A 14,433-nucleotide genomic window follows, 5' to 3' on the forward strand; every position below is an offset into this window, starting at 1 on the left:
CGTGTCTGAGACTGAGATTCTTGAGCGCATCCGCGCGATCTTCAAGGAGAACTTCGCGATCGAGCCGGAGCGCGTGACGCCCGACGCTCACCTGTTCGAAGACCTCGATCTCGACAGCATCGACGCGGTCGATCTCGCGATCAAGCTGCAGGAAATGACCGGTCGCCGCATCAAGCCCGAGGACTTCAAGACCGTGCGCACGGTCGGCGACGTGATCGGCGCGGTCGAATCGCTGCTCGCGGCGCAGGGCTGATGCCGGCCGCGCGCTCGCGCACGCAAATGTCAGAGCCACATCCCGCCGCCAGCGAATCCGGCTCGCGGCCTCACTGGAGCAGGACCGTCGTGCAGGTGCTGCTGAAACTCGCGTACCCCGCGCTGATTCTGTGCGCCTGGCACTGGGACGCGCCACGCCTCGTCGGCTGCTTGCTGCTCGTGACTTTGTGGCTGCAACGCTGGGTCGGCGGCGGTCCGGTCGCGATGCCGTTGCGGCAGTTTTCCGCGCTCGACTGGGCCGTGGTGGTGCTGCTCAGCGGCGCGTCGGTGGCGATCGTCGTCACCGATAGCGAGCTGCTGCTGCGCTTTTATCCGTCGCTCGTCAATCTTGGCCTGCTGATCGCGTTCGGTGCGACGCTCGTGCGCGGGCCGTCGATGATCGAAAAATTCGCGCGCCTCGGCAGTCCCGATCTGCCGCCGGGCGCGGTGCGCTATACGCGGCGCGTCACGCAGGTGTGGTGCGCGTTCTTCGTGCTGAACGGCGCGTTTTCCGCTTATACCGCGCTGTATTGGAGCCGTGCGAGCTGGTCGCTGTACAACGGCATCATCGCGTATGGGCTGATCGGCGTGCTGCTGGCGGCCGAGTACGTCTGGCGGCGCCTCATCGTGCTGCCGCGCGCGGCGCGGACGGGATCGGGGGCGGCATGATCGCGTTGCATGATCTGTTGTCGGCCGAGGCCGAGCTTGCCGCACCGGTGTGCCGCGACGGTGCCGTGCTACTCGATCGGGCGGCGTTTCGCGCGCGCGTCGTGGGCTTGATCGCGCTCGTGCAAACGCACGACGCGTCGCGCTGCGCACTGTGTATCGACGATCCGTTCGAGTTCGCGTGCGCCTTGTTCGCGCTGTTCGCGTGCGGCAAGGAGCCGGTGATTCCAGCCAACGCAACGCCGGGCTATCTCGCCGATCTCGCGGGCGCGTACGACTTCCTGCTGACGGATGCGGACCTGCCGCCGTTCGTCGCGGCGGGGCATGGGCACGCGCATGCCGCCATCCATACCGCTTACCCGATCGACCCGCACGCGCCGCTCACGCTCTACACGTCCGGCAGCAGCGGCACGCCGAAGCCGATCCGCAAGACGCTCGCGCAATTCAACGCCGAAGTCCACACGCTGGAACAGCAGTGGGGCGCCTTGATCGGCGACGCGACGATGCTCGCGAGCGTGCCGCATCACCATATCTACGGTCTGCTGTTTCGCCTGTTGTGGCCGCTCGCGGCCGGCCGCGCGTTCGATCGCGCGATCGGCATGGAGCCGTTGCAATTGCAGGCGCGCATCGCGCAATGCGGCGCGACGGCGATCGTCTCGACGCCCGCGCAACTGTCGCGCTGGCCTGCGTTGCCAGGCTTCGCCGCACTGATGCCCGCGCCGCGCGCGTTCTTTTCGTCGGGCGGTCCGCTCTCGGCCGATGCCGCGCAGCCCTATGCGCAGACCTTCGGTGCGGCGCCGCTCGAAATCTACGGCAGCACGGAAACCGGCGGCATCGCGTGGCGGCGCCAGGATCAGGGCGACGCGTGGCAGACGGTCGCCGGTGCCGAGGTAAGAGGCGACGACGATGGCGCGCTGTGCGTGCGCTCGCCGCATCTCGATCACGACGGCTGGCACCGCACGGGCGACCGCATCGCGTTCGATGCCGATGGGCGCTTCCGTTTGCAGGGGCGCCTCGATCGCGTGCTGAAGCTCGGCGGCAAACGTGTCTCGCTGCCCGAGCTCGAAGCGCGTCTCGCGCTGCATCCGTATGTTGCGCAGGCGGCGCTGGTGGCGCTCGAAGGCGCGTCGCGCGAACGCGTCGGCGCGGTGGTCGCGCTGACCGAAGCGGGCAGCACGGCGTTGCGCGACGAAGGCCGCGTGGCGCTCGCGAAAACGCTGCGGCGGCACCTGGCCAATTACTTCGATGCGGTCGTGCTGCCGCGTCACTGGCGTTTTCGCGTGAGCCTGCCGTTCGACGCGCGCGGCAAGCTGCCCGCGAGCGCGGTCGCAGCGGCGTTCGCGCCGCGCGCCGAGGGCATGGAGGTGCTGGCCGAAACGCGCGCAGGCGAGACGCTGCACTACGTGCTGCGCGTGCCGCTCTCGCTGGTGCATTTCGCCGGTCACTTTCCGGGCCTGCCGATTCTGCCGGGCGTCGTCCAGGTCGACTGGGCGGTGCGGCTCGCGGCCGGGCATTGGCCGCGGGTGCGTGAGGTGGCGTCGGTTGATCGGTTGAAGTTCATGGCGCCGGTGTCGCCCGGTGCGGTGCTCGAGCTCACACTCGCCTATGACGTCGCGCGCCGGCGCGTGCAGTTCGCGTACCGGCTCGACGGACGCGAATGCGCATCGGGCGTGCTGGTGCATCGGGAGGACGCCTGATGAAATTCGCGCCCTGCATCGTCATTCCGATCTACAACCACAAGGACGCGATCGGCGCGACCGTCGCGCATCTCGCGGTGCACGGCCTGCCGATCTTCGTCGTCGATGACGGCAGCGACGCGCCGACCCAGCAGGTGCTCGCCGCGCTCGCGCTGCAGTACGCGCGGCAGATGACGCTGTTGCGCCTGCCTGAAAACGGCGGCAAAGGCGCGGCGGTGATGGCGGGCCTACGCGCCGCGCGCGCCGCGGGCTACACCCACGCGCTGCAGATCGACGCCGACGGCCAGCACGACGCGACCGACGTGCCGCGCTTCATCGATGCCGCGCGTGCCGAACCGGGCGCGGTGATTCTCGGCCGTCCGGTCTATGACGACAGCGTACCGAAGGCACGTCTCTATGGCCGCTATCTGACCCACGTGTGGGTGTGGATCGAGACGCTGTCGCTGACGATCCGCGATTCGATGTGCGGCTTCCGGCTGTATCCGCTCGCGCTCGCCTGCGAGCTGATCGACAGCGTGCAATTGCCGACGCGCATGGACTTCGACATCGAGATCCTCGTGCGTCTCCACTGGCGGCGCGCCGCGTTCCGCTCGATCCCGACGCGCGTGACTTATGCTGCCGACGGCGTCTCGCATTTCGACGTGCTGTGGGACAACGTGCGCATCAGCCGCAGCCATACGCGGCTCGTGCTCGGGATGCTGTGGCGTCTGCCGATGCTGCTCGCGCACAAGGTGATGCCGCGCCGTGGCGTGGTGGATGAAACGGCGAATGAGCGCGCGGAAAAGCGCGCCGTCGAGCCACGCCCCGAAGCCTGGTGGCGCATCGCCGAGCGCGGCAGCCATCTCGGCATGAGCCTGCTCGCGCTGAGCTGCAAGCTGTTCGGGCGCGGCTTCACGGCGCTGTGGCTGCATCCGGTGGTCGCGTATTTCCTGCTGACGGGCCGCGCCGCGCGCGCCGCGTCGGACGACTACTTTACGCATCTGCACGCGGTCGCGCCGTCCGCGGATACGCCGCGGCCGGGCTGGCTGTCGGCGTATCGCCATATGCTCGCGTTCGCGCAATCGGGCTTCGACAAGCTCGCCGCGTGGACCGGCCGCGTCGACGACACCGACGTCACGTTCGACGATCCTTCGGCGTTCGAAGCATTGATCGCGAGCGGCAAGGGCGCGCTCGTGATCGGCGCGCACCTCGGCAATCTGGAGATGATGCGCGCGCTCGCCGTGCGGGGCGACCACGCGAAGGTCACGGCGGTCGTCTACACCGAGCACGCGCGCCGCTTCAATCAGGTGCTGGCGTCGTCGAATCGCGACTTCGCGCGGCATCTGCTCGAAGTCGGCGACTTCGGTCCCGAGACCGCGGTGCTGATGCAGCAGCGCATCGATGCGGGCGAACTGCTGGTGATCGTCGGCGACCGGGTGCCGGCGCGCGAAGTGGGACGCACCACCGACGCGCAGTTCCTCGGCGCGAGCGCGCCGTTCGCGCAAGGGCCCTATGTGCTCGCGCATGCGCTAGGCTGCCCGGTCTATCTGTTCTTCTGCCTGAAGGAACGCGACGGCTACCGGATGTATTTCGAGCCGTTCGCGGAGCGCATCGAACTGCCACGCCGCGAGCGCGCGCAGCATCTGGCTGCGTGGGCGCAACGCTACGCGCTGCGCCTCGAACACTATTGCCGCAAGGCTCCCTATCAATGGTTCAACTTCTTCGATTTCTGGGCCAGCTCCAAACGAGGCGCAAATGGCCGAACATGATCTGAACGATGCCCGGTATGCGGGCGTCGTGGCGAATACCGCCGGCGATGCCGACCTTGCGCCTGTGGTCTTCGGCGCGCGCCGGCTGACGATCGACGAGGTCGTCGCGATCGCGCGGCAGCGTGCGTGCGTCGCACTGAGCGACGACGCCGCGTGGCGTGCGCGCATCGAGCGCGGCGCGGCGTTCCTGCGCCGCCAGCTGGCCGCCGGCGCGACCGTGTACGGCGTCAACACCGGCTACGGCGACGCCTGCGTGGTCGACGTGCCGATGGCGCTCGTCGAGGCCTTGCCGCTGCAACTGACGCGTTATCACGGCTGCGGCATGGGCGCATATCTCGACGACATGCAAACCCTCGCGGTGATCGCTGCGCGTCTCAATTCGCTCGCGTATGGTTTTTCGGGCGTGCGTACGGTGCTGCTCGAACGCCTCGTGGACTTGATCAATCATCGCGTGTTGCCGCGCATTCCGTCCGAGGGCTCGGTCGGCGCGAGCGGCGATCTGACGCCGCTGTCGTATGTGGCGGCCGCGCTCGTGGGCGAGCGCGACGTGCAGTACGCCGGTGACTTGCGCGCGGCGCGCGACGTGTGGAGCGAGCTCGGTGTCGAGCCGCTGACGCTCGCGCCGAAGGAAGGCCTCGCGCTGATGAACGGCACGGCCGTGATGACCGGCCTCGCGTGTCTCGCGGTGGCGCGCGCCGAGCATCTGACGCGGCTTGCCGCGCGCTTGACCGCGCTGTCGACCGTCGCGCTCGACGGCCGTGCCGCGCACTTCGACGCCACGCTGTTCGAGGTCAAGCCGCACGCGGGCCAGGCCGAAGCGGCCGCATGGATCCGCGCCGATCTGGCCGGCCGCGCCGACACGCCGGGGCATCGTCTGCAGGACCGCTATTCGATTCGCTGCGCGCCGCACGTGATCGGCGTCGCGCGCGATGCGCTCGGCTGGGTGCGCCGCGACGTCGAAAACGAGCTGAACAGCGCGAACGACAATCCGCTCGTCGATCCCGACAACGAACGCATCTTGCACGGCGGCAACTTCTATGGCGGCCATATCGCGTTTGCGATGGACGCACTGAAGGTCGCCGTCGCCAATCTGGCGGATCTGATGGACCGGCAGCTCGCGTTGCTCGTCGACGTCAACTTCAACAACGGCTTGCCGCGCAACCTGTCGGGCGCGGCGCCCGCACGCGCGGCGATCAATCACGGCTTCAAGGCGGTGCAGATTTCGTCGTCCGCATGGACCGCCGAGGCGCTGAAGAACACGATGCCCGCGAGCGTGTTTTCGCGCTCGACCGAGGCGCACAATCAGGACAAGGTCAGCATGGGCACGATCGCCGCGCGCGACTGCCTGCGCGTGCTCGAATTGACGGAGCAGGTCGCCGCCGCGCACACGCTCGCGACGGTGCAGGCCGTGCGGCTGCGCTTGCGCATCGACGGCACGACGCCGGTGCCGGCGCCGCTGCGCGTATTCATCGACGAGGTGGGCACGCATTCGCCCTTCGTCGACGAGGACCGAGCGCTCGAAGGCGAACTGCGCGCGTTGTGCGCGCGCATTGCCGCGTGCGATCTGCTGGACATGGACGACGATCGTCAGGGAGCCGACGCATGAGCGAGCCCGCGAAAACTCAGCACGTGCTCGTCGCGAGCGCGATCGTCGAAGTGGCGTTTCACGACGTCGACGCGATGAACGTGTGCTGGCACGGCAATTATCTGAAGTACTTCGAGATGGGGCGCGCGGCGCTGTTGCGCGCGTTCGACTACGACTATCGCGAGATGCGGGCGTCCGGCTATGTGTGGCCGATCGTCGAGGCGCATCTGAAGTACGTGCGGCCGGCCGTGTACGGGCAGAAGCTCGAAGTGCGCGCGGAACTGCTCGAATACGAAAACCGCCTGAAAATAGGCTATGAAATCGTCGATTGCGCATCGGGCGCGCGGCTCACGAAGGGCTATACGATCCAGGTCGCCGTCGATGCCGCCACCGAGGAATTGCAGTTCGTGTCGCCGCCGGTCGTATTCGAAAAGCTGGAGCGCGTATGGGCACGATGAATCGGCGTGCGGCAACGGCGCTCGTGTCGCGGCTCGCGGTAGTGATCGGAGCGCTTGCATTGTCAACGGCATCGGTCGATGCGGCCACCGCAAGCAACGCGGCTGCTAGCACGAACAACGCCAACGCCAACGCCGCGCTCGTCTCGCAGATCGCCGCGCATCTCGCGCAGGCCAAGGGGGTGCGCTCGCAATTCACGCAGACCCAGACGCTCGCCGCGATGAAGCAGCCGCTCGTCAGCAACGGCACGTTGCTGTTCTTCCGCGAGCGCGGCGTGATCTGGCAGATCGACACACCGTACAAGGCCACCTACGTGATCACCGATGCGGGCGTCGCGCAGGTCGACGCCGGCGGCCATCGCGTGAGCACGCATGGCGCACAGGGCACGCGCGGCGTCGCCCAGGTCTCGAAGATGATGCGCGCGATGCTGGGCGGCGATCTATCGGCGCTGTACTCGCAGTTCGACGTGAGCGCCGAAGGCAGTGCCGCGCAATGGCGCCTGCGGCTCACGCCGAACCAGCCGCAGCTCGCGCAATCGATCAAGGGCCTCGACATGAGCGGCGGCGATTTTCTGCAAACCCTGCGCATCACGCTCGCGAACGGCGACGTGACGAAGCTCGAATTCGCCAACAGCACGGCCGTCGCCGAGCCGACGCCGGACGAGCGCAACCTGTTCGGAGCGCCGTGATGGACATGCTGCAGCAGCGATCCGCGAAATGCGCATGGGGCGTGCGTGCCGCATGGCTCGTGCTCGCGCTGCTGGCGGCGCTTTATTGCGGCTGGCGCTTCGCGGGAGCGTCGCCGCTCGAAACCAATCTGCTCGCGCTGCTGCCCGCGACCGAAGCGGACCCGGTCGCCGAAAAAGCGGTCGACACGCTCGCGAGCGCGCTCGGGGATCGCACCGTGCTGCTCGTCACGAGCCGCGACGATGCGCATGCGAAAGCGGCAGCGAAGCAACTGGGCGCGTCGTTGCAAAAGAGCGGGGCGTTCGCCTCGGTGACGACCGAGCTGCCGCCGTTCGATCTGTCGCAGATCGCGGCGCTGTACCAGCCGTATCGCTTCGGCCTGCTCGGACCGGCCGATCGCACTGCGCTCACGAACGCAAGCCCGACGACGCTGCACGACATGCTCGCGCAACGCATCTACAGCCCGCTGCAGGGCGGCCTGAGCACCCAGCTTGCCGACGATCCGTTCGGCTGGCTCGAACGCTGGCTCGGCAATCTGCCGCTCGCGACGTCGAATCTCGACGTCGAGGACAACCTGCTGGTGTCGCATCGTCACGACGCGCAGGGCGACACGACCAGCGTGCTGCTCGTCGCGACGCTGCCGGGCTCCGCCTACGAAACGAAGACGCAGCGCGCGGTGCACGCGGCGCTCGCCGACGCGGAAAGCGCGTTGCGCGAGGCGTTCCCTGATCTCGCCGTCGCGCGCGCCGGCGCCGTGTTCTACGCCGAGGCGGCGCGCAGCGCGTCCGAACGCGAGGTGCACGTGATCGGCATCGCCTCGCTCGCCGGCATCGCGTTGCTGATGATGTGGGTGTTCCGCTCGCCGCGTCTATTGCTGCTCGGTTTCGTCTCGACCGCGCTCGGCATCGTCTGTGCGCTCGCGGCGACGCTGCTGATCTTCGGCAAGCTGCATCTGCTGACGCTCGTGTTCGGCGCGAGCCTGATCGGCGAGGCCGTCGATTATTCGATCCAGTATTTCGTCGTCTATCTCGGCGCGGGCCGCGACTGGGATGCGCGGCGCGGCGCGCGCATGGTGCGGCCCGCGCTCGGCGTCGCGCTGACGACGAGCCTGCTCGGCTACGCAATCCTGATGTGGGTGCCTTTCCCGGCCTTGAAACAGATCGGGTGCTTCGCGATGGTGGGCATCGCGACCGCGTTCGCGTCGGTGCTGTGGCTGCTGCCCGCGTTGCTCACGCGCGCGCCGAAGCGCAACCCGCGACGCCTGTTCACGGGCGCGGCGTGGCTGCTCGCGCGCTGGCAGCATGCGCTCGGCGGCAAGCGCGCGTGGCTCGTCGCGGCGCTGCTGCTGATCGTCTGCGTGCCCGGCTGGCTACGTCTAACCAGCGACGACGACATCCATCTGCTGATCCAGCGCGACGCGTCGCTGGTCGCGCAGGAAGACACGGTGCGCGCGGCGGTCGGCGTCGATAACAGCGCGCAGTTTTTCGTCGTGCGCGGCGCGACCGAGGAAGCGGTGCTGCAACGCGCCGAAGCGCTCGGCGCCAAGCTCGATGCGTTGAACGGCACCGCGGATAGCGTCGGCGGCTATCAGTCGGTCGTGCAGTTCGTGCCGTCCGCGCAGCGCCAGAGCGAAGCTCGCGCGCTGCTCGCGCGGCAAGTGTTCAACGACCCCGCTGCCTTGCGCGCGACGCTGCTGCAGGCGGGCTTCAAGGATGAAGTGGCCGACGCGTGGCTCGGCGCTTTCGCGAAGCCGCCGGTGCCGTTCACCGTCGAGCGCTGGCTCGCGGCGCCCTGGTCGCAGCCGTATCGGCATTTGTGGCTCGGCGCGGTGGGATCGAGCGAAGCCAATGCAACGCAGGCTACAGGGTATGCGGCCGTCGTGATCCCGCAGGGCGTGACGCCGCGCAACGAGCCCGCGCTGATCGCGCTCGCGCACGGTCTGCCCGGCGTCGTGTTCGTCGACAAGGCCGCGAGTGTGTCGAAGCTGTTCGGCGAGTATCGCGTGGATACCGGCTGGTGGCTCGGCGGCACGCTCGCGCTCGTGTGCGTGCTGCTGATGCTGCGCTACGGGGCGCGCGGCGGCGTCGCCACGACCTTGCCCGTGCTGCTCGCGGTCGGCGTCGCGCTGGCGATCTTCGGCTACGCGGGTGCAACGCTCAATCTGTTCAACTGGCTCGCGCTGATGCTGGTGCTCGGCGTCGGCGCAAACTATGCGGTGTTTCTGCGCGAAGGCTGTGCGCGCGACGCTGCGGATCTCGGCGCGGTGTGGACCGGCGTGTTGTTGTCGGCGGCCACCGCGTTGTTGTCGTTCGGCATGCTCGGGATCAGCGCGATGCCCGCGCTGAAAAGCTTCGGCACGACGCTCGCGCTCGGCATCGCGGTCGCGGTGCTGCTCGCACCTATCGGGATGCCCACGGGCAAGTCATCGGGCAAGACCGCGGGCAAGACCGCGGGCAGGCCATCGGAATCACGGAGGGCGGCATGAAAGCGCCATCAGTTTATTTGCACGCACTCGGCATGATCAACGCACTCGGCGGCGACGTCGACGAGATCGTGCCGGCGCTCGCCGCCGCGCGCTCGCCCGGCATGGGTAACGTGCATACCGGCATCGGCGATGCGTTCGTCGGCAGCGTGCTTGCGCCGCTCGATCTCGCGCCGCGCGCCGATCTCGCCCGCTACGACTGTCGCAACAACCGCTTGCTGCTCGCCGCGCTCGCGCAGATCGCGCCCGCGCTCGAGGCCGCGCGCGAGCGCTACGGCCCGGAGCGCATCGGCGTCGTGCTCGGCACCAGCACGTCGGGCATCGAGGCGGCCGAAACCGCGTTCGTCTATCACGCCCAGGCCGGCGAGTTGCCGGGCAGCTTCAACTACCGGCAGATGGAAATCGGCACGGCCGCGCCGTTTGCGGCGGCCGCGCTCGGCGTGCAGGGCCCGGCCTTCACGATCTCGACCGCGTGCACCTCGAGCGCCAAGGCGTTCGCCTCGGCGCGCCGGCTGCTGCAATTGCAGTTGTGCGATGCCGTTGTGGTCGGTGGCGTCGATTCGTTGTGCGAGTTGACGGTGCAGGGCTTCGCCTCGCTCGAATCGACCAGTAACGCGCGCACCAATCCGATGAGCCGCAATCGCCGCGGTATCAACGTCGGCGAGGGCGCGGCCGTGTTCCTGATGAGCCGCGACGAAGCGGCGGTGCGGCTCGCGGGCCTCGGCGAATCGAGCGATGCGCACCATATCTCGTCGCCGGACCCGCAGGGCGTCGGCGGCGAAATGGCCTTGCGCGAGGCGCTGGCGGACGCGGGCATCGCGGCCTCGGCGGTCGGCTATGTGAATCTGCACGCGACCGCCACGCAGAAGAACGACGAAATGGAAGCGCATCTGATGTCGCGCGTGTTCCCCGACGGCGTCGCCGCGAGCGGCACCAAGCCGCTGACGGGCCACCAGCTCGGCGCGGCCGGCGCGACCGAACTCGGCTTCGCGTGGCTCACGCTAGCGCGCGAGAACTCGACGCTGCCGCCGCATCTGTGGGACGGCGAGGCCGATCCCGCGCTGCCCGCGCTCGATCTCGTGGATGGCGCGCGCGCTCTGCCGCGCGGCACGGGCACGCAGTACGTCATGAGCAATTCGTTCGCATTCGGCGGCAGCAATGTCAGCCTGATCCTCGCCCGGTGATGCGCATGACGACTGAGCCACTCACCGTCGAGCAACTCGTGCGGCAGCCGATCGAAGCGATCATCCCGCATCGCGGCAGCATGCTGCTGCTCGATGCGATCGATTCGTTCGCCGACACCACGTTGAGCGCCTTCGCCAACGTCGACCCGCACGCATGGTATGCCGACGCGGCCGGCGCGATGCCCGCGTGGATCGGCATCGAGCTGATGGCGCAGGCGATCGCCGCGCAAATCGCGCTGGTCGCGATGCGCGGCGGCGGTCAGGCGCGTCCCGGCGTGCTGCTCGGCTCGCGCAGCTATCAGGCGCTGCAGCCGGCGTTCCGCGGCGGCGCGCGTTTGCGCGTTCACGTGAGCGAGCTGCTGCGCAGCGAGGCAGGCCACGCCGCCTACGAATGCACGATCGACGATGGCGACACGCGCTGCGCCGAAGCCGTCGTCAAGGTATTTCAACCACCCGATTTCCAGTCATTCATCGAAGGGAGTGTCAGTTCATGAGCCGGCGAGTTCTCGTTACCGGCGCAAGCCGCGGCATCGGCCGCGCGATTGCGTACAAGTTGGCCGCCGACGGCTTTGCCGTGACCGTGCATTGCCGCACGGGACGCAGCGAAGCCGACGCGGTCGCGACGGGCATCGCCGCGCAGGGCGGCACGGCGCGCGTGCTGCAATTCGACGTGCGCGAGCGTGCCGCGTGCCGCGAGGCGCTCGAAGCGGACGTCGCCGCAAACGGTCCGTACTACGGCATCGTGTGCAGCGCGGGCGTCACGCGCGACGCCGCGTTTCCGGCGCTGACCGAAGAAGACTGGGACGTCGTGATCGAAACTGGCCTCGACGCGTTCTACAACGTCGTGCATCCGCTGACGATGCCGATGGTGCGCGCGCGCCAGGGCGGGCGCATCGTCACGATCGCGTCGGTGTCGGGGGTGATGGGCAATCGCGGCCAGGTCAACTACAGCGCGGCGAAGGCGGGACTGATCGGCGCGAGCAAGGCGCTCGCGGTCGAGCTCGCGTCGCGCAACATCACCGTCAACTGCGTCGCGCCGGGGCTGATCGAAACCGGCATGCTCGAACAGATGACGCTCGATCACGCGTTGAAGACCGTGCCGATGAACCGCGTCGGCCAGCCGGCCGAGGTCGCCTCGGTCGTGAGCTTTCTGATGTCGGATGGCGCGTCGTATGTGACGCGCCAGGTGATCGGCGTGAACGGCGGGATGATCTGATGAAGCGCGTCGTCATTACCGGCATGGGCGGCGTGACCGCATTCGGCGATAGCTGGGATGCGGTCGAGAAGCGCCTCGCACGCGGCGAGAACGCGGTGCGGCGCATGCCCGAGTGGGACTACTTCGAGTCGCTGCATACGCGCCTGGCTTGCCCCCTACCAGCGTTCGCGACGCCCGCGCACTATCCACGCAAGAAGGTCCGCTCGATGGGCCCCGTGTCGCTGTACTCGGTGCGCGCGAGCGAACTTGCGCTCGCCGACGCGGGGCTCGCGGACGACCCGAGCATCGCCGACGGCCGCATGGGCGTCGCGTACGGTTCGTCGTCGGGCTCCGTGCAGCCGATCCGCGCGTTCGGCACGATGCTCGAAACCGGCACGATGACCAACGTCACCTCGAACAGCTACGTGCAGATGATGCCGCACACGACGGCCGTCAACGTGAGCCTGTTCTGGGATCTGAAAGGCCGCATCATCCCGACCTCGTGCGCGTGCGCATCGGGCAGCCAGGCGATCGGCTACGCCTTCGAGGCGATCCAGGCCGGCAAGCAGACGCTGATGCTCGCGGGCGGCGCGGAAGAGTTGTCGGGCCCGGCGGTCGCCGTGTTCGACACACTGTACGCGACCAGCACGCGCAACGACGAGCCGCAGCTTACGCCGCGTCCGTTCGACGCCGCGCGCGACGGCCTCGTGGTCGGCGAGGGGGCGGCGACGCTCGTGCTCGAAGAGTACGAACACGCGCTCGCGCGCGGCGCGCGAATTCACGCCGAGGTGGTCGGCTTCGGCTGCAACTCGGACGGCGCGCACATGACGCAGCCGACCGCCGACACGATGGCGCTCGCGATGCAGCTCGCGCTGCGCGACGCGCAATTGCGGCCCGAGGCGATCGCCTATGTGAACGCGCACGGCACCTCGACCGATCGCGGCGACATCGCCGAAAGCCAGGCGACCGCGCAGACCTTCGGCGCGCGCATGCCGATCAGCTCGCTGAAAAGCTATGTCGGCCATACGCTCGGCGCGTGCGGCGCGATCGAGGCGTGGTGGACGATCGAGATGATGAAGCGCAACTGGTACGCGCCGACGCTGAATCTGGACCACATCGATCCGGCCTGTGCGCCGCTCGATTACATCGTCGGCGGCGCGCGCGAGATCGACGCCGAGTATGTGATGAGCAACAACTTCGCGTTCGGCGGCATCAACACGTCGCTGATTTTCCGGCGCGTTCGATGAGCGTCGGCCTGCAACGCGTGGTCGTGACCGGCATGGGCATCGTGTCGTGTCTCGGCAATACGCTCGACGAAGTGTCGGCTGCCTTGCGTGAAGGACGTTCGCGCGTCGAGCGTATCGATGCATGGCGCGAGCGCGGGTTCGCGTCGCAGGTCGCGGGCGTCGCGTCGGTTGCGCACGAGCCGCCGTTCGAGCGCAAGCTGGAACGCTTCATGGGCGACACCGCGCGCTTTGCGTGCCACGCGGCGAGACGTGCCATCGACGATGCGGGGCTCGCATTGGCAGCGCTGCAGTCGCCGCGCGCGGGCGTCGTGATCGGCTCGGGCGTCGGCACGATGGCGAGCTACGACGCGGCGCTGGCAATCGCGCAAACACGCGGCGTCGACAAGGTGCCCCCGTACACGGTGCCGCATGCGATGAGCAGCACCGCGTCGGCGAACGTCGCGCAGATGTTCGGGCTCGAAGGCGTCAGCTATTCGCCGTCGTCGGCATGCACGACCTCGGCACTCGCGATCGGGCAGGCGATGCAATTGATCCAGACCGGCCGTCAGCAGATCGTGCTGGCGGGCGGCAGCGAAGCGCTGCACGACAACATGACGCTGATGTTCGACGCGATGGGCGCGCTGTCGCGCCGTTTCAACGACACGCCGCACAGCGCCTCGCGTCCGTACGATACGCAGCGCGACGGCTTTGTGATCGCGTCGGGCGGCGGCGTGCTCGTGCTCGAAGCGCTCGATCACGCGCTCGCGCGCGGCGCGCGCATCCACGCGGAGCTGACGGGCTTCGGCGATTGCACCGATCGCGCGGGCATGGTCGCGCCGCGCGCGGCCGGCATCGCGCGCGCGATGCGCGGTGCGCTCGAAGCGGCGGGGCGCCGTCCCGACTACGTGAACACGCATGCGCCGTCCACACCGCTTGGCGATCTCGAAGAGCTGCAAGCGTTGCGCGACGTGTTCGGCGCATCGGCTGAGGGCGTGCCCGCGTTTTCGTCGACCAAGGGCATGACCGGGCATTCGCTCGGCGCATGCGGCGCGCACGAAGCGATCTATACGCTGTTGATGATGCGCGATGGTTTTATCGCCGGGACGGCCCAGCTCGATACGCCGGAGCCGCAGGTGCGCGACATGCCGCTCGTGCGCACCGCGCGCGCGGCGAGCATCGACACGGCGATGTCGGTTTCATTCGGCTTTGGCGGCAGTTGCGCAAGCCTGATGTTCGAAACGTGGCGAGGCGTTTGA

At 68.5% G+C, this 14,433-nt stretch carries 13 protein-coding genes; all 13 read left to right on the forward strand.

Going from position 1 to position 14,433, the window contains the following annotated elements; genetic code table 11:
• Nucleotide 1: 1 nt before the first annotated feature.
• From CI15_RS14365 to CI15_RS14425, 13 genes are read left to right on the forward strand one after another with little or no spacing between them, the layout of a single operon-like run.
• The gene (locus CI15_RS14365) at nucleotides 2-253 is read left to right on the forward strand and encodes an acyl carrier protein (protein WP_062128821.1); all 252 of its coding nucleotides are present in this window, start codon (nucleotides 2-4) and stop codon (nucleotides 251-253) included.
• Nucleotides 253-921, forward strand: coding sequence for a COG4648 family protein (locus CI15_RS14370; RefSeq protein WP_062128823.1), 669 nt, complete (start codon nucleotides 253-255; stop codon nucleotides 919-921). The genes CI15_RS14365 and CI15_RS14370 overlap by 1 nt, the downstream gene beginning before the upstream one ends.
• Complete coding sequence (locus CI15_RS14375) at nucleotides 918-2,615, forward strand: ApeI family dehydratase (protein ID WP_062128825.1); 1,698 nt, start codon at nucleotides 918-920, stop codon at nucleotides 2,613-2,615. Before CI15_RS14370 ends, CI15_RS14375 begins: the two co-directional genes overlap by 4 nt.
• Entirely contained in the window at nucleotides 2,615-4,363 is a 1,749-nt protein-coding gene (locus tag CI15_RS14380) for a glycosyltransferase family 2 protein (RefSeq protein ID WP_062128826.1), read from the forward strand. Before CI15_RS14375 ends, CI15_RS14380 begins: the two co-directional genes overlap by 1 nt.
• Complete coding sequence (locus CI15_RS14385) at nucleotides 4,350-5,969, forward strand: HAL/PAL/TAL family ammonia-lyase (protein WP_062128828.1); 1,620 nt, start codon at nucleotides 4,350-4,352, stop codon at nucleotides 5,967-5,969. The genes CI15_RS14380 and CI15_RS14385 overlap by 14 nt, the downstream gene beginning before the upstream one ends.
• Nucleotides 5,966-6,406 carry an acyl-CoA thioesterase gene (locus tag CI15_RS14390; RefSeq protein ID WP_062128829.1) on the forward strand — a complete coding sequence of 147 codons (441 nt, stop codon included), beginning with the start codon at nucleotides 5,966-5,968 and terminating at the stop codon, nucleotides 6,404-6,406. Before CI15_RS14385 ends, CI15_RS14390 begins: the two co-directional genes overlap by 4 nt.
• The gene (locus tag CI15_RS14395; RefSeq protein ID WP_062128831.1) at nucleotides 6,394-7,092 is read left to right on the forward strand and encodes a LolA family protein; all 699 of its coding nucleotides are present in this window, start codon (nucleotides 6,394-6,396) and stop codon (nucleotides 7,090-7,092) included. The genes CI15_RS14390 and CI15_RS14395 overlap by 13 nt, the downstream gene beginning before the upstream one ends.
• The gene (locus CI15_RS14400) at nucleotides 7,092-9,575 is read left to right on the forward strand and encodes an MMPL family transporter (protein WP_062128833.1); all 2,484 of its coding nucleotides are present in this window, start codon (nucleotides 7,092-7,094) and stop codon (nucleotides 9,573-9,575) included. Before CI15_RS14395 ends, CI15_RS14400 begins: the two co-directional genes overlap by 1 nt.
• Nucleotides 9,572-10,756: a beta-ketoacyl-[acyl-carrier-protein] synthase family protein gene (locus tag CI15_RS14405; protein WP_062128835.1), complete on the forward strand. Its 1,185-nt coding sequence runs from the start codon at nucleotides 9,572-9,574 to the stop codon at nucleotides 10,754-10,756. Before CI15_RS14400 ends, CI15_RS14405 begins: the two co-directional genes overlap by 4 nt.
• Complete coding sequence (locus CI15_RS14410) at nucleotides 10,756-11,250, forward strand: ApeP family dehydratase (RefSeq protein ID WP_062128837.1); 495 nt, start codon at nucleotides 10,756-10,758, stop codon at nucleotides 11,248-11,250. Before CI15_RS14405 ends, CI15_RS14410 begins: the two co-directional genes overlap by 1 nt.
• Nucleotides 11,247-11,972: a 3-ketoacyl-ACP reductase FabG2 gene (locus CI15_RS14415; protein WP_062128839.1), complete on the forward strand. Its 726-nt coding sequence runs from the start codon at nucleotides 11,247-11,249 to the stop codon at nucleotides 11,970-11,972. Before CI15_RS14410 ends, CI15_RS14415 begins: the two co-directional genes overlap by 4 nt.
• Nucleotides 11,972-13,198, forward strand: coding sequence for a beta-ketoacyl-ACP synthase (locus CI15_RS14420; protein WP_062128841.1), 1,227 nt, complete (start codon nucleotides 11,972-11,974; stop codon nucleotides 13,196-13,198). Before CI15_RS14415 ends, CI15_RS14420 begins: the two co-directional genes overlap by 1 nt.
• A complete protein-coding gene (locus CI15_RS14425) occupies nucleotides 13,195-14,433 on the forward strand; it encodes a beta-ketoacyl-[acyl-carrier-protein] synthase family protein (protein WP_062128842.1) in 1,239 nt (412 codons plus the stop codon). The genes CI15_RS14420 and CI15_RS14425 overlap by 4 nt, the downstream gene beginning before the upstream one ends.

The organism is Paraburkholderia monticola, assembly GCF_001580545.1.
GTDB lineage: Bacteria > Pseudomonadota > Gammaproteobacteria > Burkholderiales > Burkholderiaceae > Paraburkholderia > Paraburkholderia monticola.

Excerpts from the sequence above, each read along its gene's own strand:
- CI15_RS14370 (WP_062128823.1), top strand. The coding sequence starts at position 253 with ATGCCGGCCGCGCGCTCGCGCACGCAAATGTCAGAGCCACATCCCGCC.
- CI15_RS14375 (WP_062128825.1), top strand. The coding sequence starts at position 918 with ATGATCGCGTTGCATGATCTGTTGTCGGCCGAGGCCGAGCTTGCCGCA.
- CI15_RS14380 (WP_062128826.1), top strand. The coding sequence starts at position 2,615 with ATGAAATTCGCGCCCTGCATCGTCATTCCGATCTACAACCACAAGGAC.
- CI15_RS14385 (WP_062128828.1), top strand. The coding sequence starts at position 4,350 with ATGGCCGAACATGATCTGAACGATGCCCGGTATGCGGGCGTCGTGGCG.
- CI15_RS14390 (WP_062128829.1), top strand. The coding sequence starts at position 5,966 with ATGAGCGAGCCCGCGAAAACTCAGCACGTGCTCGTCGCGAGCGCGATC.
- CI15_RS14395 (WP_062128831.1), top strand. The coding sequence starts at position 6,394 with ATGGGCACGATGAATCGGCGTGCGGCAACGGCGCTCGTGTCGCGGCTC.
- CI15_RS14400 (WP_062128833.1), top strand. The coding sequence starts at position 7,092 with ATGGACATGCTGCAGCAGCGATCCGCGAAATGCGCATGGGGCGTGCGT.
- CI15_RS14405 (WP_062128835.1), top strand. The coding sequence starts at position 9,572 with ATGAAAGCGCCATCAGTTTATTTGCACGCACTCGGCATGATCAACGCA.
- CI15_RS14410 (WP_062128837.1), top strand. The coding sequence starts at position 10,756 with ATGCGCATGACGACTGAGCCACTCACCGTCGAGCAACTCGTGCGGCAG.
- CI15_RS14415 (WP_062128839.1), top strand. The coding sequence starts at position 11,247 with ATGAGCCGGCGAGTTCTCGTTACCGGCGCAAGCCGCGGCATCGGCCGC.
- CI15_RS14420 (WP_062128841.1), top strand. The coding sequence starts at position 11,972 with ATGAAGCGCGTCGTCATTACCGGCATGGGCGGCGTGACCGCATTCGGC.
- CI15_RS14425 (WP_062128842.1), top strand. The coding sequence starts at position 13,195 with ATGAGCGTCGGCCTGCAACGCGTGGTCGTGACCGGCATGGGCATCGTG.